This is a genomic window from Novosphingobium sp. 17-62-19, assembly GCF_002256775.1.
Lineage (GTDB): Bacteria > Pseudomonadota > Alphaproteobacteria > Sphingomonadales > Sphingomonadaceae > Novosphingobium.
Map to the genome: position 1 here is coordinate 1 of NZ_NCII01000042.1, position 17,913 is coordinate 17,913.

The following is a 17,913-nucleotide window of genomic DNA, read 5'->3' on the forward strand; positions in this document are numbered from 1 at the left end:
ATCGCTACCCGCTATGAAAAGACCGATCAAAGCTACCGAGCAATGATCAATCTTGCCGCGCTCAGAATTGCTCTGCGGTAAATGTCCACAGGCCTTAGAGAAATAACTCCAGATGACGATGAAGCTGCTCGATTTTTCTCGAAAGGCAACTCGCATAAGCCACCTTACAGGGCTCAACTTAATCCGGTTGAGCGTTTGATCATCGACCATGTTTGGAATCGATATGGTGCCCTCAGTGGTGCCAGGCTGTCAGCGCTCACGCATCAGTCAGGCACGCCGTGGTCAGCCATCTATAACGGAAAACGCAGTAAGGTCATTGGTAACGACCTAATTCGCGAACACTACAAAAAGCTTGCGGGCCGTGTCTGACAGCAAGATTGACTTAAGTGCTATCGAGCGAGCCCCCATAAAGGTCGACGAAGAACTCGATGGAGTACCCGAGGCATTAGCGAAAGCTTATGAAGATTTGGGTGTTTTAGCTGATCTTCTGACGGAAGCAGAAGCTGAAATTGAAAAATTGAATGCGAAAGCGACGGTAGATGATATAAAGGCTCAAATGCTTCAGCCGTATGCTGAAAAAGTATATGGATTTGTGGCTATTTATTGCACTGGCGTATTCATTCTTCTTTTAGCTTCTGGGCAACGGAATGGCGATTTCCATTTGTCTGACACGGTGCTTTCGATAATTTCAGGTTCAACGGCAGTTTCTGTCATTGGCCTAATTGGCATGGTCATCAGCGGCCTGTTCGGCGTTGGCAAAAAATAGGCCTTCGGCCGAACTAACCGCCCCATAGCACCGTTCCACTAGATTTTACGCTGGGGGTTGAGTGGAACAAAACAAGCCAACCCGCTTGACTCACCCTCAGTAAAGATTCGATAAGCGCTGAGGTCGCGCTACCGCTTTGTCCGACCCTCTGACCCTTGGTGTCTCTTGATGCCGCCCGAGGGGCACGAGGCCCCTCGGAGGGGCTGGCTACTAAAGCCAGCACTGGACAAAGGAGGTGGAGATGGAACGCGTATTTGTACGCGCCTATCGCCGCTGGCGTTTTGGATCGTGGGAGAATGTGTGTCAGCACACTCGCCGCTGGCCTCGCCAGTATTCGTTCAATTTCTAGCCTGAACTAATCCTACGGTAGCGCGGCCACACTGACGCCAGTGTGCCACGAGCAACGTACTAGACGGACGATTCTTGCGGAAGCAAGCGTTTTGTTCCGAAAAACGAAACCGGAGCTGGCTCCGTCAATTGGATCAACGGAGTGCGTCAGGCCTGCTGGATGTAAACCCGCATGGCGTCGGCTTCGGCTTCAATCTTGTCGAGCCGGTGCTTCACCAGATCGCCGATGGAGACGAAGGCGACCATCTGGCCGCGATCGACGACGGGGAGGTGGCGGAAGCGGCGTTGGGTCATCAGGGCGAGAGCTTCCATCACCGTGGTCTGCGGGCTGACGGTGACGACCGGCGCGGTCATCATGTCGCACACTTTCATGTGCAACGCTGCCTCGCCATGTTTGTGCAGGCAGCGGATCATGTCGCGTTCGGAGAAAATTCCGGCGACGCCGCTGGCGCCATCGTTCACCGGCAGCGCACCGATGCGGTGGCTGGCGAGCATATCTATGGCATCTGAAACCTGAGCGTCGGCTGAAACGCTCCACACTTCGCCGCGTCCGGCAATGACTTGGGCAATGGTCATGGCATCCTCCGTTGAGGTGCGGCCGGTATGCCTTTTTGGCGTCTTGCCAGCCGCCTGTCTCCCGCAGCAATCATGACAGCTTGCGGCCCATTGTCAAAGCCGTTGCAAGCTCCATTTCCGATGGGCAAAGGACACTGACGATGCATGGCCGATCCCCCCTTGATGATCCTGAAAACGCACGCTTTGCGTGGGACCGCTATCGCGCGATCATGAAAGGCATGGCGGCGTTCAGCACGCTGGTGGTCGCCGTGGCGCTGGGCGTGCTGTACTGGCAGATCGGGTTCGTTTCGATCCACCTCTATATTGCCAGCGCATTGGGCATCTGGCTGACGATCATGCTGATGGCTGCGCTGATGGGGCTGGTATTCCTGTCGAGTGGCACAGGCCACGATGAATCTATCGAAGATCGGCTTGGTGACGAACGGGACCGTTGAGGTTGCGGCGGTTAATGCCTATCTTGTGTGCATGAGCGAAACACAGGTCACCCTAGCCGCCAACGCTGCCGCACGCGTTTCCGCCATTGCTGCCAAGCAGGGCAAGCCTGCGATCCTGCGCCTGTCGGTCGAAGGCGGGGGCTGTTCGGGCTTTCAGTACAAGTTTGGCCTTGCCGATGCGCCGGAAGAAGGTGACACGATTGCCGAAACCGATGGCGTGAAGTTGCTGGTCGATGACGTGAGCCTTGGCCTGCTGGAAGGCAGTGTCGTGGAATATGTCGAATCGCTGGGCGGGGCCGCGTTCAAGGTGACGAACCCGCAGGCAGCTTCGGGCTGTGGCTGCGGATCGAGCTTTGCGATCTGATCGAAAAGGTCGATGGTTTCCGTAGCGTCTTTTTTGCCGTCACCCTGAACTTGTTTCAGGGTCCATCTCTCATCTCGGACTGCTGCTTGTTTGGCAAAATGGATCCTGAAACAAGTTCAGGATGACGAAGAAGCTAGCGAGCATCCATTGTGCAAAGAACGCGATAGGCATGATCAAAGTCGCCAGCTTCAACATCAACGGGATCAAGGCCCGTCTGCCGCGCCTGCTCGAATGGCTGGAGGAAACGCGGCCCAGCGTCGCGTGTCTGCAAGAGATCAAGACCCAGGACGAGGGCTTTCCGGCGGCAGAGTTTGAGAAGATCGGCTATCACGCGATCTGGCACGGCCAGAAGGGGTTCAACGGCGTGGCCATCCTTGCCGATGGCGAAAAGCCGGTTGAAGTGCAGCGCGGGCTGGCTGGAGAGCCGGAGGATGAGCATTCGCGCTATCTGGAGGCCGACGTTTTTGGTCTGCGGGTTGTGTGCATCTACCTTCCCAACGGCAATCCGCAGCCGGGGCCGAAGTTCGATTACAAGCTGCGCTGGATGGACCGGCTGCGCGCGCGGATGCAGGCGATTGCGGCCGAAGAAGTGCCCGCGTTGGTGATTGGCGACTACAACGTGATCCCGGAGGACAAGGACACCTATTCGGTCAAGGCGATGGCCGACGATGCGCTGATGCAGCCCGAATCGCGCGACGCTTACCGCCGACTGCTCAACGACGGGTGGACCGATGCGATCGATACGCTCAACCCGCAGGGCGGTGTGTGGACCTTCTGGGACTATCAGGCAGGTGCCTGGCAGCGTGACCACGGCTTTCGGATCGATCACTTGCTGCTCTCGCCGGAACTGGCCGACCGGATGGCGGGCGCGGGCGTGGACAAGGAATATCGTGGGCGGGAAAAGGCCAGCGATCATACGCCGGTGTGGGTCGAACTGCGCGCCTGATCTCGCTTCACCGCATCTGATGAACGCTTTGCAGAATCGTCGGTGGCATAGGTGTAACGCTGTGCAGGGCGTCACCGAACATTCATGTGTGTCCGGCCACTAGGCGGGCAACCGATTCAAAGATGAAAGCTTCCTCATGGGCCTGTTCAAGCCTGATTTCTTCCGCTCGCTGGCCTTTGGGTTCCTGATGGGTGCTGCCGTGATGGCAGTCACTTCGGGGACAACCGCGCTGGCGACGCCGGAAACCGAACAGGTGTCGAACTAAGGTGCGCCGCCCGGTCCTCTCCGCGATTGTGGCATTGGGGATCGGCACGGCGGCTTGCCAGCAACCGGCCTTGGCTGAAGGCACGATGGCCACGCCTGCCGCCGCAGTCGAAGCGCGCGAGGCACGGGGCAAGAAGGTCGCCATTTTTGCCGGTGGGTGCTTCTGGGGCATCGAAGCCGTGTTCAGCCACCTCAAGGGCGTGAGCAGCGTCGTTTCGGGCTATCACGGTGGCGAGAAGAAAACTGCGCGCTATGACGTGGTGGACAGCGGCAAGACTGGCCACGCTGAAGCGGTGCGCGTCACCTATGACCCTGCCGTGATCCGCTACGATCAACTGTTGCGGGTGTTCTTCGCGGTTGGCGCAAACCCCACACAGCTGAACTTTCAGGGGCCAGACCACGGCACCCAGTATCGCAACGCGCTGGTGCCGCTGAGCATCGAGCAAAAGGCCGTGGCGGCGGGGTATCTTGCGCAGATAAAGCGGCTGGACCTGTGGAAACAGCCGATCGTGACGGCGGTGGAGCCGTACAAGGCATTCTATCCGGCAGAAGACTATCATCAGGACTTTGCCGCCAAAAACCCCGATCACGGCTATATCCGCCGGTGGGACGCGCCCAAGGTGCGGGCGTTGAAGGCGATGTTCCCTGATCTGTACAAGCCTACGTTCACGCGGAACTGATTTGCGGAACCGGGCTCACGTGCCTATCTAGGGCGCATGGCAACGCAGCATCACCACCATCGCGATCTCGAAGGCGAAACGCTGGTTACGGCGGCGCGCGATGCGCTGATCGAATCGGGCGAACAGTGGACCGATATGCGCGCCGACGTGTTCGAGGCATTGGCCGGGTGCGAAAAGCCTGCCAGCGCCTATGACATTGCCGAACTTGTGGGAATCGCGCGCGGCAAGCGGGTGGCGGCCAACTCTGTCTATCGCATCCTTGACTTGTTCGTGCGCACCAACCTCGCGCGTCGGGTGGAAAGCGCCAACGCCTATGTGGCAAACAGTCATCCGGGGTGTCGGCACGACTGCATTTTCCTGATCTGCGATCTGTGCGGCAAGGCCGTGCACAACGATGATGACAAGCTGACCGGCGCATTGCGGCTGGCGGCACAGGCAGCGGGCTTTGCCGAAGTGCGGCCAGTGGTGGAGATTCGCGGCCATTGTGCAGAGTGCGCTGCGGACGAGTAAGGGCTGAGCGTTCTGGACGAAGGGACAGGACAATCTGGCATGATCCTGTTCGACACCGCGAAAGCATCGGTGTAAGGGCCAAGGGATGAATTCAGAACCGGCAACGCCGCTGCTCGACACGGTCAAGACACCTGACGATCTCCGTAAGCTTGCGCCATCGCAGCTTCGCCAGCTTTCGGACGAATTGCGTGCCGAAATGATGGCGGTCACCTCGGTTCAGGTCTCGGCGTGGTCGAACTGACCGTGGCAATTCACTACGTTTTCAACACGCCGGATGACAAGCTGGTGTGGGACGTTGGCCATCAGGCCTATCCGCACAAGATCATCACCGGACGGCGTGACCGTATCCGCACGCTGCGGCAGGGTGGCGGCCTTTCGGGCTTCACCAAGCGCAGCGAGAGCGAGTACGACCCGTTCGGCACCGCGCATTCCAGCACGTCGATCTCCGCCGCGCTGGGTTTTGCCATTGCCAACAAGATTTCGAACCGGCCCGGCAAGGGTATTGCCGTGATCGGCGATGGCGCGATGAGCGCGGGCATGGCCTATGAGGCGATGAACAACGCGGGCGCGGCGGGCAACCGGCTGGTCGTGATCCTCAACGACAACGACATGTCGATTGCGCCGCCGGTGGGCGGGCTTTCGGCCTATCTGGCGCGGCTGGTGTCCTCGCGCCCGTTTCTGGGCCTGCGCGATATTGCGCGGCGGCTTGCGCGTAGTTTGCCGCGTCCGCTGCATCAGGCGGCGCGCAAGACTGACGAGTTTGCCCGTGGCATGGCAATGGGCGGCACGCTGTTCGAAGAACTGGGCTTCTACTATGTCGGGCCGCTTGACGGGCACAACATCGATCAGTTGATTCCTGTGCTGGAAAACGTGCGCGATGCCGCCGAAGGGCCGTGCCTGATCCATGTGGTGACGCAAAAGGGCAAGGGCTATGGCCCGGCCGAACAGGCTGCGGACAAGTATCACGGCGTTCAGAAGTTCGATGTGGTGACCGGCGAGCAGGTGAAAGCCAAGCCCGGTGCACCCGCCTATCAGAACGTGTTCGGCGAAACGCTGGCCAAGCTGGCTGACACCGATCCTACGATCTGCGCGATCACGGCGGCCATGCCCAGCGGAACCGGTGTAGACAAGTTCGCCAAGGCGCACCCGGACCGCTCGTTTGACGTGGGCATTGCCGAACAGCACGCGGTAACTTTTGCTGCGGGCCTTGCGGCAGAAGGAATGCGTCCGTTCTGCGCGATCTATTCCACCTTCCTGCAGCGCGCTTTCGACCAAGTGGTGCATGATGTGGCGATCCAGAACCTGCCGGTGCGCTTTGCGATAGACCGGGCTGGCTTGGTCGGTGCCGATGGGGCAACCCACGCCGGATCGTTCGACGTGACTTATCTGGCCACGCTGCCCAACATGGTGGTGATGGCAGCTGCTGACGAGGCCGAACTCGTCCACATGACTTATACCGCCGCCTGCCATGACAGCGGGCCGATTGCCTTCCGCTATCCGCGCGGCAATGGCACTGGTGTGCCGCTGCCCGACGTGCCGGAGCGGCTTGAGATCGGCAAGGGCCGCATCGTTCGGGCAGGCAACAAGGTTGCGCTGCTATCTCTCGGCACACGGCTTGCCGAGGCGCTTAAGGCGGCGGACCAGTTGGAGGCCAAGGGGCTTTCGACGACCGTGGCCGACCTGCGCTTTGCCAAGCCGCTCGATACCGACCTGATTCGGCAGTTGATGGCGACGCACGAAGTTGTCGTGACGGTCGAAGAAGGCTCCATCGGCGGACTTGGCGCACACGTGCTGACCATGGCGAGCGACGAAGGGCTGACCGACGCAGGCCTGAAGATCCGCACCATGCGCCTGCCCGATGTGTTCCAGGACCATGATTCGCCCGACAAGCAGTATGATTTGGCCGGTCTGAACGCGCCGCAGATCGTCGATACGGTGCTGAAAGCGCTGCGGCACAATTCTGCGGGCGTGAGCGAAGCGCGCGCCTAGCGGCGTTCGCGGAAGAAGGTGCGCAGCATCTCTGCCGCCTCGGCCTCACCCATGCCGGAATAGACCTCAGGCCGGTGCAGGCAGGTGGGCTGGTCAAAGATGCGCCCACCGTGCTCCACAGCGCCGCCCTTGGGGTCACTGGCAGCGTAATAGACCCTTGCGATACGGGCGTGGACAATGGCGCCGGCACACATCGCACAAGGCTCGAGGCTGACCCACAGGTCGCACCCTTCAAGGCGTTCTTGCCCCAGCGTGGCGGCAGCAGCGCGGATCGCCAGCACTTCGGCATGGGCAGTGGGGTCGCACATCACTCTTGGCTGGTTGTGGGTAGAGGCGATGACCTTGCCATCCTTGACCACAACCGCGCCAATCGGCACTTCGCCCTCTGCCGCTGCTTGTGCGGCTTCATCAAGGGCAGCACGCATCGGTTCGGGCAGGGGCCAGCGGGTCATCACACACCCCATACGTGCCTGAATGTCGCTTTCAAACTCCGAATCCTTGACTTCATCCGGTGAATCGATAAGAGCCGCGCCTTCCCGATAATGTTATCGAACAACCGAAGCGAGTTTTAGCCATGTCGCGTATCTGCGAACTGACCGGTAAGGGCCGCCAAGTCGGTCACAACGTAAGCCACGCCAACAAGCCCTCAAGGTGAAGCGCGAGCTGGCCAAGGCTGTCGCTGCCTAAACGTCTTCCCGCAAGGGATTGAACATCGACAGGCCCCCTTCCCACGCGGGACGGGGGCCTTTCGTTCGTATGGTCAGTGGGGGAGGCGCGCCATGTCGAGCCGCAGCTTCATCAGCCGCGTTTCCTGAAGGGCTGAGCCGTTCTCATCTGAGAGCAGCCATACTTCTGGCCCCTTTGACGTGTCTTTAACGACCATCGCCTCGTAATTCTCGCGCATGGCCCGCACATCGATCCTGGCGAGCTCCTGCGTCTGCCAAGGGCGTTTGGGATCAAGTTTCGCCGGATCGGCCAGCACCAACCCCGATTCGAAGTGCGGCGGGATCAGCGAAAGCCGCCGTGTCAGGATCAGCAGTCTTCCATCGGGGAGCGGCGCCATCTCTACCGGATCGAATCCCACCGGCAGTTCGATACCGAACGGCTGTGGCTGCGACCGGTCGGGAGCATCAGGAAACGCCAGCCCCAGATGCAGCCCGCCGCGCCGTGGGCCGCATGTTTCGCACAGCAGCATCCAGCGACCGTCCGTCAGCCGCGTCATCGCTTCTGGCCCACCGTTGACCGGCCAGTCCTTGAGGGCTGGAATCTCTACGAATGCGCCCTTGCTGCGGTCGGCGTCGATACGGATCAGGCGGTCATCGTCCTCGACCCCCAGCCATATGCTGCGGTCCGGTGCCATGACTGCCGATTCGATATCGAATACAGACCAGTCTCTGCCCCGCTTCCGCTGGTAGATTGCCCTGCGAATCCCCACCTGGCTGGCTTTGGGCACATCTGGCGCAGCCACACCCGGCGGCGTGAACCGCAGCCGCATGTTGCGGTCTGAAAAGGCGAGGAATTGGCCGGTGCCGATCTCGATCATCGCCGACCAGCCACCGAACCGCGAATTGGGGCTGGACATGCGCCACAACCCTTCCAATGCGAAGGGGCCAAGGCCGGTCACCTCATCGGAAGGCGGGGTGATATTGGCAAAGTGCAGCGCTTGCTGGTGGTTGCGCGATACTTCTCGCCACCCCCATGTGGTCCATAGGAGCGGGATCAACAGGACAATGATGGCAAGCCCCCGACGCACGGGCAGGGGATTGCACGGCCCCAACCACCCTCAAATGCGCAATTCATCCATTTCGGATGTTTTTCGAGGCGGCGATCAGGCCTGAGGCACAAACTTCAGCGCCAAGCCATTGATGCAATAGCGCAATCCTGTTGGCGCAGGACCATCGTTGAAAACATGGCCCAAATGTCCGCCGCATTTGTTGCAGTGAACTTCGGTGCGGGTCATACCCAATGAACGGTCCGTCGTGGTGCCCACCACACGCGGGAGCGGCTTCCAGAAGCTGGGCCAGCCGGTGCCGCTGTCAAACTTGGTAGAGGAGGCAAACAGCGGCGTGCCATCGGCGGCGCAAGCAAACACGCCCTTGCGCTTTTCCTTGTTGAGCGGCGAGGTAAAGGGCCGCTCGGTCCCTTCCTCGCGCAGGATGTGGAAGCGCTCAGCCCCCAGCTGCTGCCGCCACTCAGCTTCGCTCTTCATGATCGGGAACGTGCCTTTGGCCGCAGGCTTGGCGCTGCAGGCAGAAGCCCAAGGCATAACTGCGCCCACGCCCAGCAGGGTAAGGAAGCGGCGGCGATTTGGTGCGTTAGCGGTCATAGAAAACCTCGGGTGTCCTGCCGACAGGCCGGGAGGCAAAACCTCAGGGGGCGGTGGCCCACCGGCAGGACATGGCCCAGTCTAGACCCGCCCCACCCCGGCAATCGTGACGCACGTCATAGCACGTCAACCTGTCTGCCATATTACCAGAACCGGCTTACCGCTTTTCGATCACGACTTCCAACTTGCGGAAACCGTGGACGAAGTTTGCCCGCACGCGCTCCACATCGCCCGCCACACGCACGCGCATCTGCCGTTCGTGCATTTCCTCCAGCAGGATGCGCAGTTGCAGCTCGGCCAGACGTGCGCCCACGCAGCGGTGGATGCCATGCCCGAATGACAGGTGCCGCCGCGCGTTGGGCCGGTCGACGATCAGCTTGTCCGGGTTGTCGAACACGCTCTCATCCCGGTTGGCCGAAAGGTACCACAGGATCAGCTTGTCACCCGCCTTGATCTGCTGGCCGAACAGGTCTGCATCGGCCGTGGCAGTGCGCCGCATGTGCGCCAGTGGGGTGACGAAACGCAGGCATTCCTGCACCGCGTTGGGGATCAGCGAGGGATCGCGTTCCAGCAATTCGCGCTGATCGGAGAACTGGTCGAGCGCGTGGACGATGCCCGACATGGTGTTGCGCGTGGTATCGTTGCCGCCCACGATCAGCAGCACCAGATTGCCCATGAATTCCTGCGGGCTCATGTGGTTCATGGCTTCGGAATGGATCATCATCGAGATCAGATCGCCGGTTGGCTCGGCGCGCATCCGCTCTCCCCACAGGCGCTGAAAATAATGCGCCATCTCGCTCAGGAAACCAAAGCGCATGTCGGTCAGGTCGCGTGCCAGCGTCAGTTCCACATCACCCGCCCAGTCTGACCAGAACGTCAGCAGGCGGCGGTCCTTCCACGGGAAGCCGAACAGCAGCGCCAGCATTCCGGTGGTCAGTTCGATGGAGACCTTGTCCACCCAATCAAACTTTTCGCCCCACGGCAGCGAATCGAGCACTTCGCCCGTACGCTGGCGGATTTCGGCTTCCATCGCGGTCATCTTGGCAGGTGTGAACGCAGGTGCCACGGTGCGGCGCTGGCCGGTGTGTTCGGGCCGGTCCATCGCAATGAACATCGGCAATTGCCGCTCGGCCAGCACCGCCGGATCAATGTCTGTCGGGGGATCGCCAATCGTGATCCCGCCATAGCGCCACGAGGACGAGAACAATTCGGGCAGCGATTCGACGTGCTGGATCGCCTTGTGGTTCACCACGTTCCAGTACGCACCATAGGGTGATTCGGGCACATGGTTGACCGGGGCCTGCGCACGCATCTGCGCAAAGATCGGCTGCCAGCGATCCTCCATGTAGATGTCTGACCGGCTGACGTCCCACTTGTGACTATGCGCCGCGGCACCTTGCGGATTGTCCTTCAGCCAGGCGGTGAAGGCTTCAATCGCGGTGGGCGAACTGCGGTAGGTGAATTGCTGTGCGTCTGGGGCAAGCTGCGTGGCCATGGCTATCCTCCGGTCGGGGCCGCGCGTCCGGCACGGTCCTCCTCACCTCTACAAGCTGCCACAACCTACATTAATGTCAATAAGCCTTTGCACGGCGCAAGCGCGACCAGATGCTCCGCTTCGCAGTCGATGGGCCAGACTTCATCACAGTGCGACGGAACAGCTGCGCCCCCGCCCGCACGATCACGATCACCCAGAACACCTGCCAGCCCAGCGCCACCACGTGCGGCCAGACATCAGGATACTGCGCTGCCCGCGCCAGCATGGCGTAAGGCGAACTGACCGGGAAAATGATCGATGCCCAGTCGATCCACGTTCCGGGCGATGTCAGCGCAAAGCTGGCAAAGAAGAACACCATCAGCTGGAACATCGACACCGGCATAGACAGCGTCTGCACCTCACGCACGGTCGTCGCCATGCCGCCGATGGACAGGAACAGCGATCCCATCAGCAGATAGGCCATGGCGAAATAAAGGAAAGCCAGCGTCAGGAACAATGGCCAGCCCACTGCCGGAACCGACATTGTGGGAAGGTTGCGCGCGCCTGCCAGCACGATGGCACCGCCTACGCCGCCCCATACCGCAATGCCGACAAGGCTGACGGCCAGCATGGCAAAGAGCTTGCCCATGAACATCGCGTCCATCGGAATCGCGGCGGCCAGCACTTCGATGATCTTGTTGCCCTTTTCCTCGACTAGGTTGGACAGCACCATGCCCGCCAGCAGCATGGTCAGCAGGAACAGCATGACCTGCGATGTCTGCGCTGTGTAGATTTGGCCGGTCTTCACCTTGGCGACCGATGTGGCGACTTCTTCCACCGCGACATCGGGATAGTCCGTTGGCGTGGACGAACGCGCGCGGGCGGCGAGGTTCGATACCACACCTACCCACTGCCGCGCCCGTTCACCCGGCGCCGTCAGCACAGGCTTGTCCAGCGACCCGCCGAGCACGGCCGAAACCTGCCGGTCTCCATCGGCCAGCGCGGCACGCGCATCAAACGTTTCGCCCGGCTTCATCTCCTGAAGCATGACGATCTCGGGGATCATCCCCGGCACGCGGCCCTGAAGTTCCACACGCGCCCGCATCATCGCCTGCGAATCCGCCGCGCTCATGGCAAGGCCGATGGTTGGCCGCTCGACATTCTGCTGCACCTTCCCGCCGATGCTGCCCGCAAGCCCGCCGACCAGCACCGGAAACACCGGCCCGATCAGGAAGAAGATGAACGTCTTGGAAAAGACCACCGCCACAAAATCGCGCCGCGCAATCACCATGGCCGCGCGCAGTTTCTCGCGCATTCCTGTCATTGGCCTGCTCATTTCGCTTCTCCCGCGCTTTCTTCCAGCGCCTTGGCCGCAGCCTCGCCCGCGATGGCGACGAAGGCATCGTGCAGCCCCGCCCGTTCGATCGAGAGGCTCAGGATACCCGCATCGCCCTCGATCAGTGCGCGTAACAGCGGTTCCACCCCGGTTTCGGGCAAAGTGAAGTGCCAGAACGCCCCTTCATGCCTCGCATCGGTAGGCAAAGCCGCACGCCACGCGCCGTCCTGCGCGCGCGTTTCCAGCCGCACTTGCGGGCGCAACCGGTCACGCGCCACATCCACCGGCCCGGCAAAGGGCACCTTGCCGCCCGCGATGATCGCCACCTGATCGCACAGCCGCTCGGCATGGGCGATGACGTGGGTGGAGAAGATCACCGTCGTGCCGCGCGCCGCCAGATCGCGGATCATCCGCTCCAGCTTGCCCTGATTGAGCGCATCGAGGCCCGAAAATGGCTCGTCGAACACCACCAGATCGGGTTCATGCACCAGCGTGCCCAGCAGTTGCACGGTCTGCGCCATGCCTTTGGACATCTGCCGGATCTGCCGGATCTGCCGGTCCGCCGCATAGCCAAGGCCGTGCGCCTCCAGCAGTTCGCGTCCCTTGCGCCGCCCTTCCTTCAGCGGCACCCCGCGCAGTGCGGCGAGGAAGCCGATTGCTTCATACGCCTTCATGGCCGGGTAGAGCCCGCGCTCTTCGGGCAGATAGCCGATGCGCCGCGCCACATCGGTCGGTCGCTCGGCTCCCAGCACGCGGCGATAGCCCTGATCGGGATCGATGATGCCCAGCAACATGCGCAGCGTGGTGGTCTTGCCCGCGCCGTTCGGCCCCAGAATGCCGTAGATCGAACCCTTGGGCACCGAAATGTCCACGCCATCGACAGCGGTAAAGCCATCAAACCGCTTCACCAGCCCCCGCGCTTCTATCGCGAGTTCTACGCTGCCTGCGTCAACCGCATTGCCTGTCAAAGGCCACTCCCCTAACTCAATCTTCACAGATCACGGCCCCGGCATGATGGATTAGATTCACATGTCAACACACCCGTCGTCACCCTGAACTTGTTTCAGGGTCCATTTCTCACCCACCACGGACAGAGTGTGGCGGCGGGATGGATGCTGAAACAAGTTCAGCATGACGGCTGATAAAGATGACAGCGCTAGGTCGCTCCCTAGCGGCTGTGCATGAACGAGCGGGACAGCAAGTTTGGTTAACAGCGCGGTTGCAAGTCTGGAAGAGCGATTGAAGGCAGAGGCCGCGCGTCTTGGTTTTGCCGCCTGCGGGTTTGCGCCTGCGGCCGATGATCCAGTGCGCGCGCAACGCCTCGAAACTTGGCTAGGCGAAGGCCATCACGGCACAATGGAATGGATGGAAACCCGCCTCCATCACCGGCGCGGCCCGCAATCGTTGTGGCCCGAAGCGCAAAGCGTGATCGCGCTGGGCATGAGCTATGCTCCAGCCGCCGATCCGCGCGCACTGGAAGCCCACCCGGACCGCGCGCGCATATCGGTCTATGCCCAGGGCGGCGACTATCACGATGTGGTGAAGCGCAACTTGAAAGCCCTCGCCCGCTGGCTGGTGGCCGAAGAACCCGGCGCGCAGGTCAAGGTATTCGTCGACACCGCCCCCGTCATGGAAAAGCCGCTGGGCCAGCTTGCCGGGATCGGCTGGCAGGGCAAGCACACCAACCTCGTCAGCCGCACTCACGGGTCATGGCTGTTCCTCGGCGCGATCTACACCACGCTGGATCTGACGGCCGACCAGCCCCATGCAGACCGCTGCGGCTCCTGCACCGCCTGCCAGACGGCCTGCCCCACACAAGCCTTCCCCGCGCCCTATCAACTCGATGCGCGGCGCTGCATTTCGTATCTCACCATCGAACACAAAGGCCCGATTCCGCACGAATTCCGCGCCGCGCTGGGCAACCGCATCTACGGCTGCGACGATTGCCTTGCCGCTTGCCCCTGGAACAGCTTCGCTGTCGCCGCACAGGCCAACCGCGCCTTCCTGCCCCGCGCGGAGTTGACCGCGCCAAAGCTGGCGGAGTTGCTGGCGCTGGATGATGCCACGTTCCGCAAAGTGTTCAGCGGAAGTCCGATCAAGCGCATCGGGCGGGATCGGTGGGTGCGCAATTGCCTTTATGCCGCGGGGAATAGCGGGGATTTGGCATTGGTTGCGCCAGTGGCCGAGTTGCTGGGTGATGCTGACTCAGCGGTGGCCGACGCAGCGCATTGGGCAATGTTGCGTTTGAAACAGCACCACCCCCCGACCCCCTCCTCTGAAGAGGAGGGGGAGAAGAACCACACGTATCGCTAAAAGCCCCCTCCTCTTCAGAGGAGGGGGTTGGGGGTGGTGCCTTCGGCCTAAGCCAGCATCTCTTTCAAAGCCACACCCGCATCCGCCAGCATTTCCGGCGCAATCTGCGCGCGCGCCTCGACCAGCTTCTTGCCCTGCACATAGTCCTTGACCATGTTCACGCAGTCGAGCGCAATCACCTTGCCATGCTTCAGGTAAACCACCGAAAACGAACGCGCAGCTGGATCGCCGCGCAGAACCGCGTTGTCGTGGCCAGTGGAAAGCCCCACCGTCTGCAACCGCAAGTCATACTGGTTGGACCAGAACCACGGCGTCGCCTTGTAGGCCACCGGCGCGCCGCAGATGTCCTTCGCGGCGGTTGTCGCCATGTCATTGGCATTCTGCACCGATTCCAGCCGGATCACCGCGCCATCGGCAAAGTCGTTGGCATGGGCTGCGCAATCGCCGATGGCGTAAACATCGGGCAGCGACGTGCGGCAGAATTCGTCCACGTCCACGCCATTGGCACCAGCAGCGCCAGCCGAAAGCAATGGCCCGATGCACGGGATGATGCCGATGCCCACGATCACGATGTCGGCGGGCAGGACTGAACCGTCCTGCATCTTGACCCCGGTCACCTTGGTGCCATCGCCCTCGATGCAGTCCATCGCGGCATCGGTGCGCAAGTCCACCCCATGCGCGCGATGTTCGGCCTGATAGAATTCCGAAAGCGCCTCTCCGGCCACGCGCGCCAGCACACGCGGCAGCGCTTCCAGCAGCGTGACCGAGACATCGAACTTGGTCAGCACGGCCGCAGCTTCCAGCCCGATGTAGCCCCCGCCAACAACGACAGCGCGCTTGGCCCCGCCATCAAGTTCGCGCATCAGCCGGTCCGCATCTTCGCGCGTGCGCACGGCATGAACGCCGATCAGGTCCGCACCCATGCACGAAAGCCTGCGAGGATCGCCGCCTGTCGCCCATATCAGCTTGCCGTAACCGATCTCGCTGCCATCCCCCAGCTTCACGGTATGCGCCGCCGGATCGAGCGAAACGACCTCGCTCGACAGCTTCATTTCGATGCCCTTGTCCACCCAGAACTGTTCAGGGCGGATGCAGATGCGCTCGAATGTTTTCTCGCGCGCCAGATATTCCTTGGACAGCGGTGGACGTTCATAGGGAATTTCCGGCTCACGCCCGATCACCAGCACGCGGCCTTCAAAGCCATTCTGGCGCAAGGCAATCGCCGCCTGCGCGCCGCCGTGACCTGCTCCCACGATGATGACGTCTGCGTGTTCCATTCGAATCCTCTCCGCTTTCATCTGCCGTTTGGCCAAAAGCGCCGTAGCGTCAACCGGCCAGCGCGAAAAAGACCGTTGCGGAAAATCACATCTCGATAATCGTCCCGGCCAGCCGCTCCACCTCGGCGCGATCATGGCTGACATAGAGGATCGGCAGGCCGACTTCGTCGCGCAACCGCTCGATCACGCGCAGCACGTCCTCACGCCGCGCGCGGTCAAGCCCGGTCAGCGGCTCGTCCATCAGCAGGAAGCGCGGATTGCTCAGCAGCGCCCGCCCGATGCTCACGCGATGCGCCTCTCCGCCTGAAAGCGAACGCGGCCAGCGGTTGAGCAGGTGCGCAATGCCCAGAAACTCCGCCGCTTCCTCCAGCGTCATCAGCCCTTCGGGCTTCATCCCGTATGCCAGATTTTCCCGCACCCGCAGATGCGGAAACAGCCGCGCATCCTGAAACACATAGCCTGCCCGGCGTGCCTGCACTGGCACGTCAACGCCGCCCGCGCTATCGAACAGCACTTCACCGCCCACCACCACGCGCCCCGCATCGGGCCGCAGCAGCCCCGCCACCATGTTCAGCACCGATGTCTTGCCCGCGCCTGATGGGCCGAACAGCGCCGTAAGCCCCCCGCCTATGTGAAATGCACAGGCCACGACAGTGTCCCCCAACCGGCGCTCCACGGCCACTTCAAAGGACATGGCTGCCCCTTCCCATACGCCGCGCCATCACCTCGGACACGACCAACGCGGCCAACGAAAGCAGCACTGAAATCACCGCCAGCCGCGTCACCACGGCCTCTCCGCCCGGAACCTGAAGCGCACTGTAGATTGCCAGCGGCAGCGTCTGCGTCTCGCCCGGAATGTTGGAAACAAACGTAATTGTCGCCCCAAACTCACCCAAGGACCGCGCAAAGCCCAGCACCGCGCCTGCCACCACGCCCGGCAGCGCCAGCGGCAGGGTAATCGTGCGGAACACGCGCCAGCGCGATGCCCCCAGCGTCATCGCCGCAGCTTCCAGCCGCAGATCCACCGCTTCGATCGAGAGCCGCATGGCCCGAACCATCAACGGCAACGCCATGACCGCGGCCGCCAGCGCCGCGCCAGTCCAGCGGAACATGAACGTCACGCCCAGCGTCGCCTCAAGCCAGCGCCCCGCCGGTCCCTGCGGCCCGAAGGCCAGCAGCAGCAGCCATCCGGTGACTACCGGCGGCAGCACCAGCGGCAGATGCACCACGGCATCAAGCAGCACCTTGCCCGCAAAGCGCCCCCGCGCCAGCGCCCAGGCCAGCGCAAAGGCCAACGGCAGGCACACCCCAACCGCAACCGCGCTGACTTTCAGGGAAAGCCAGACGATGCCCCAGACATCAGGCTCTATCACCGCCCACCAAATCCACGCCGTGCCAAAATCCCCCGCCCTTCAGCCGAGATCAGGAATCGCCGGAAGGCTTCGGCATCACGGTGCGCCGAAGCCTTGAGCAGCGCCACGGGATAGGTAATCGGCGGATGGCTGCCAGCCGGAAACACTCCCACCACGCGCACGCTTTTTGAGGCGCGTGCATCGGTGGCATAGACGATCCCCAGCGGCGCTGCCCCGCGCTCCACCAGAGCCATCGCCGCGCGCACGTTCTCCGCGGCTGCCACCCTGCCCGCCACGCTGCTCCACACGCCAAGAGCAACCAGCGCCTCGCGCCCATAGCGGCCTGCCGGAACTGCCGCCGGATCAGCCATCGCCAGCCGCCCGCGCCCAAGCGCCTGCGCCAAGGGAAACCCGCGCCGAATGCCCAACGCCACTTTGCTCCCAGCGGGCGCGATCAGCACCAACCGGTTCTCGGTCAGCCGCGCCCGCGTGCCCGCGCGCAGCAAGCCCTTGCGCTGCACATAGTCCATCCAGATTTCATCGGCCGGGATAAACAGGTCTGCCCGCGCGCCCGCCTCAACCTGCCGCGCCAATGCAGATGACGCTGCAAACGACAGCACGGGCCGCGCATGGCCTTTGGCCGTCCAGCGGTCCGCCGCATCGTTCAACGCTTCCTGAAGGCTCGCCGCCGCCAGCACCAGCGGCCCGCGCTCCTGCGCTGACGCTGGAGCAAGGCCCGCCAACATCAGAACCAGCGCTAGAAGAGCGCGGACAAGACCTCTCATGCAATCTCCGGCAAGCTATGTCCGGGCGTATATAGTGAAAGCGCGGAGCGTCCAAGCCTTCCAGCAAACCGTCAGGCGTCGTTTCAGGACCACTGGATTGCTTCGTCGCTACGCTCCTCGCAATGACGAATTTGGGATATCATTCCATCGTCATGGCGAGCGCAGCGAAGCAA

At 62.1% G+C, this 17,913-nt stretch carries 21 protein-coding genes and 2 pseudogenes; 11 read left to right on the top strand and 12 right to left on the bottom strand.

From position 1 onward, the window contains the following. Positions 1 to 210: hypothetical protein (locus B7X90_RS09340; protein ID WP_292623846.1), on the bottom strand; the 210-nt coding region annotated here is incomplete at its 3' end. Between B7X90_RS09340 and B7X90_RS18360 the strand changes: the two genes are divergently transcribed. Together B7X90_RS18360 and B7X90_RS09345 are read left to right on the top strand one after the other, a co-directional pair. Then, complete coding sequence (locus tag B7X90_RS18360) at positions 196 to 369, top strand: hypothetical protein (protein ID WP_366409678.1); 174 nt, start codon at positions 196 to 198, stop codon at positions 367 to 369. The two genes, B7X90_RS09340 and B7X90_RS18360, sit on opposite strands and share 15 nt — an antisense overlap. Further along, the gene (locus tag B7X90_RS09345) at positions 362 to 766 is read left to right on the top strand and encodes a hypothetical protein (RefSeq protein WP_292623850.1); all 405 of its coding nucleotides are present in this window, start codon (positions 362 to 364) and stop codon (positions 764 to 766) included. Before B7X90_RS18360 ends, B7X90_RS09345 begins: the two co-directional genes overlap by 8 nt. Positions 767 to 1,261: 495 nt before the next feature. Here B7X90_RS09345 and B7X90_RS09350 read toward each other — a convergent pair whose 3' ends face one another. Then, positions 1,262 to 1,690, bottom strand: a complete 429-nt coding sequence (locus B7X90_RS09350) for a CBS domain-containing protein (protein WP_292623851.1) — start codon at positions 1,688 to 1,690, stop codon at positions 1,262 to 1,264. A gap of 140 nt (positions 1,691 to 1,830) precedes the next feature. On the opposite strand from B7X90_RS09350, the gene B7X90_RS09355 reads away from it, so the two are divergent. From B7X90_RS09355 to dxs, 7 genes and pseudogenes are all read left to right on the top strand, one after another. Next, positions 1,831 to 2,124, top strand: coding sequence for a hypothetical protein (locus B7X90_RS09355; protein ID WP_292623854.1), 294 nt, complete (start codon positions 1,831 to 1,833; stop codon positions 2,122 to 2,124). 31 nt (positions 2,125 to 2,155) lie between these two features. Beyond that, positions 2,156 to 2,488, top strand: a complete 333-nt coding sequence (locus tag B7X90_RS09360; RefSeq protein WP_292623917.1) for an iron-sulfur cluster assembly accessory protein — start codon at positions 2,156 to 2,158, stop codon at positions 2,486 to 2,488. A gap of 169 nt (positions 2,489 to 2,657) precedes the next feature. Next, the gene (xth, locus tag B7X90_RS09365) at positions 2,658 to 3,434 is read left to right on the top strand and encodes an exodeoxyribonuclease III (RefSeq protein WP_292623857.1); all 777 of its coding nucleotides are present in this window, start codon (positions 2,658 to 2,660) and stop codon (positions 3,432 to 3,434) included. A 136-nt stretch (positions 3,435 to 3,570) separates the two neighbouring features. Further along, entirely contained in the window at positions 3,571 to 3,699 is a 129-nt protein-coding gene (locus B7X90_RS09370) for a hypothetical protein (protein ID WP_292623858.1), read from the top strand. A gap of 1 nt (position 3,700) precedes the next feature. Continuing rightward, positions 3,701 to 4,378 (top strand): peptide-methionine (S)-S-oxide reductase MsrA, encoded by a 678-nt coding sequence (gene msrA, locus B7X90_RS09375; protein ID WP_292623860.1) that lies wholly within the window; start codon positions 3,701 to 3,703, stop codon positions 4,376 to 4,378. A gap of 36 nt (positions 4,379 to 4,414) precedes the next feature. Beyond that, positions 4,415 to 4,888: a transcriptional repressor gene (locus B7X90_RS09380; RefSeq protein WP_292623862.1), complete on the top strand. Its 474-nt coding sequence runs from the start codon at positions 4,415 to 4,417 to the stop codon at positions 4,886 to 4,888. 85 nt (positions 4,889 to 4,973) lie between these two features. After that, a pseudogene (gene dxs, locus B7X90_RS09385) lies at positions 4,974 to 6,877 on the top strand (1-deoxy-D-xylulose-5-phosphate synthase). On the opposite strand, the gene B7X90_RS09390 reads toward dxs, so the two are convergent. Further along, positions 6,874 to 7,329: a nucleoside deaminase gene (locus B7X90_RS09390; RefSeq protein ID WP_292623865.1), complete on the bottom strand. Its 456-nt coding sequence runs from the start codon at positions 7,327 to 7,329 to the stop codon at positions 6,874 to 6,876. The pseudogene dxs and the gene B7X90_RS09390 overlap by 4 nt on opposite strands. Before the next feature lie 122 nt (positions 7,330 to 7,451). Between B7X90_RS09390 and B7X90_RS09395 the strand changes: the two are divergent. Next, a pseudogene (locus B7X90_RS09395) lies at positions 7,452 to 7,529 on the top strand (bL28 family ribosomal protein); the annotation flags it as partial. A 108-nt stretch (positions 7,530 to 7,637) separates the two neighbouring features. Here B7X90_RS09395 and B7X90_RS09400 read toward each other — a convergent pair. From B7X90_RS09400 to B7X90_RS09420, 5 genes are all read right to left on the bottom strand, one after another. Beyond that, the gene (locus B7X90_RS09400) at positions 7,638 to 8,600 is read right to left on the bottom strand and encodes an esterase-like activity of phytase family protein (RefSeq protein WP_292623866.1); all 963 of its coding nucleotides are present in this window, start codon (positions 8,598 to 8,600) and stop codon (positions 7,638 to 7,640) included. Between the two features lie 105 nt (positions 8,601 to 8,705). Further along, positions 8,706 to 9,203, bottom strand: coding sequence for a peptide-methionine (R)-S-oxide reductase MsrB (msrB, locus tag B7X90_RS09405; RefSeq protein WP_292623869.1), 498 nt, complete (start codon positions 9,201 to 9,203; stop codon positions 8,706 to 8,708). 157 nt (positions 9,204 to 9,360) lie between these two features. Beyond that, positions 9,361 to 10,698: a cytochrome P450 gene (locus B7X90_RS09410; protein ID WP_292623872.1), complete on the bottom strand. Its 1,338-nt coding sequence runs from the start codon at positions 10,696 to 10,698 to the stop codon at positions 9,361 to 9,363. 76 nt (positions 10,699 to 10,774) lie between these two features. Continuing rightward, positions 10,775 to 12,013, bottom strand: a complete 1,239-nt coding sequence (locus B7X90_RS09415; RefSeq protein ID WP_292623874.1) for an ABC transporter permease — start codon at positions 12,011 to 12,013, stop codon at positions 10,775 to 10,777. Continuing rightward, positions 12,010 to 12,981, bottom strand: coding sequence for an ATP-binding cassette domain-containing protein (locus B7X90_RS09420; protein ID WP_292623877.1), 972 nt, complete (start codon positions 12,979 to 12,981; stop codon positions 12,010 to 12,012). Before B7X90_RS09420 ends, B7X90_RS09415 begins: the two co-directional genes overlap by 4 nt. A gap of 235 nt (positions 12,982 to 13,216) precedes the next feature. Between B7X90_RS09420 and queG the strand changes: the two genes are divergently transcribed. Beyond that, entirely contained in the window at positions 13,217 to 14,326 is a 1,110-nt protein-coding gene (gene queG / locus B7X90_RS09425) for a tRNA epoxyqueuosine(34) reductase QueG (RefSeq protein WP_292623879.1), read from the top strand. Between the two features lie 47 nt (positions 14,327 to 14,373). Here queG and B7X90_RS09430 read toward each other — a convergent pair whose 3' ends face one another. The 4 genes from B7X90_RS09430 to modA all read right to left on the bottom strand — a co-directional run bounded on the left by B7X90_RS09430 (position 14,374) and on the right by modA (position 17,740). Further along, complete coding sequence (locus B7X90_RS09430; protein WP_292623881.1) at positions 14,374 to 15,603, bottom strand: FAD-dependent oxidoreductase; 1,230 nt, start codon at positions 15,601 to 15,603, stop codon at positions 14,374 to 14,376. Between the two features lie 85 nt (positions 15,604 to 15,688). Then, positions 15,689 to 16,297 carry an ATP-binding cassette domain-containing protein gene (locus B7X90_RS09435; protein WP_292623882.1) on the bottom strand — a complete coding sequence of 203 codons (609 nt, stop codon included), beginning with the start codon at positions 16,295 to 16,297 and terminating at the stop codon, positions 15,689 to 15,691. After that, complete coding sequence (gene modB, locus B7X90_RS09440) at positions 16,287 to 16,976, bottom strand: molybdate ABC transporter permease subunit (RefSeq protein WP_292623885.1); 690 nt, start codon at positions 16,974 to 16,976, stop codon at positions 16,287 to 16,289. Before modB ends, B7X90_RS09435 begins: the two co-directional genes overlap by 11 nt. Beyond that, complete coding sequence (gene modA, locus B7X90_RS09445; protein WP_292623887.1) at positions 16,973 to 17,740, bottom strand: molybdate ABC transporter substrate-binding protein; 768 nt, start codon at positions 17,738 to 17,740, stop codon at positions 16,973 to 16,975. Before modA ends, modB begins: the two co-directional genes overlap by 4 nt. Between the last annotated feature and the right edge of the window lie 173 nt (positions 17,741 to 17,913).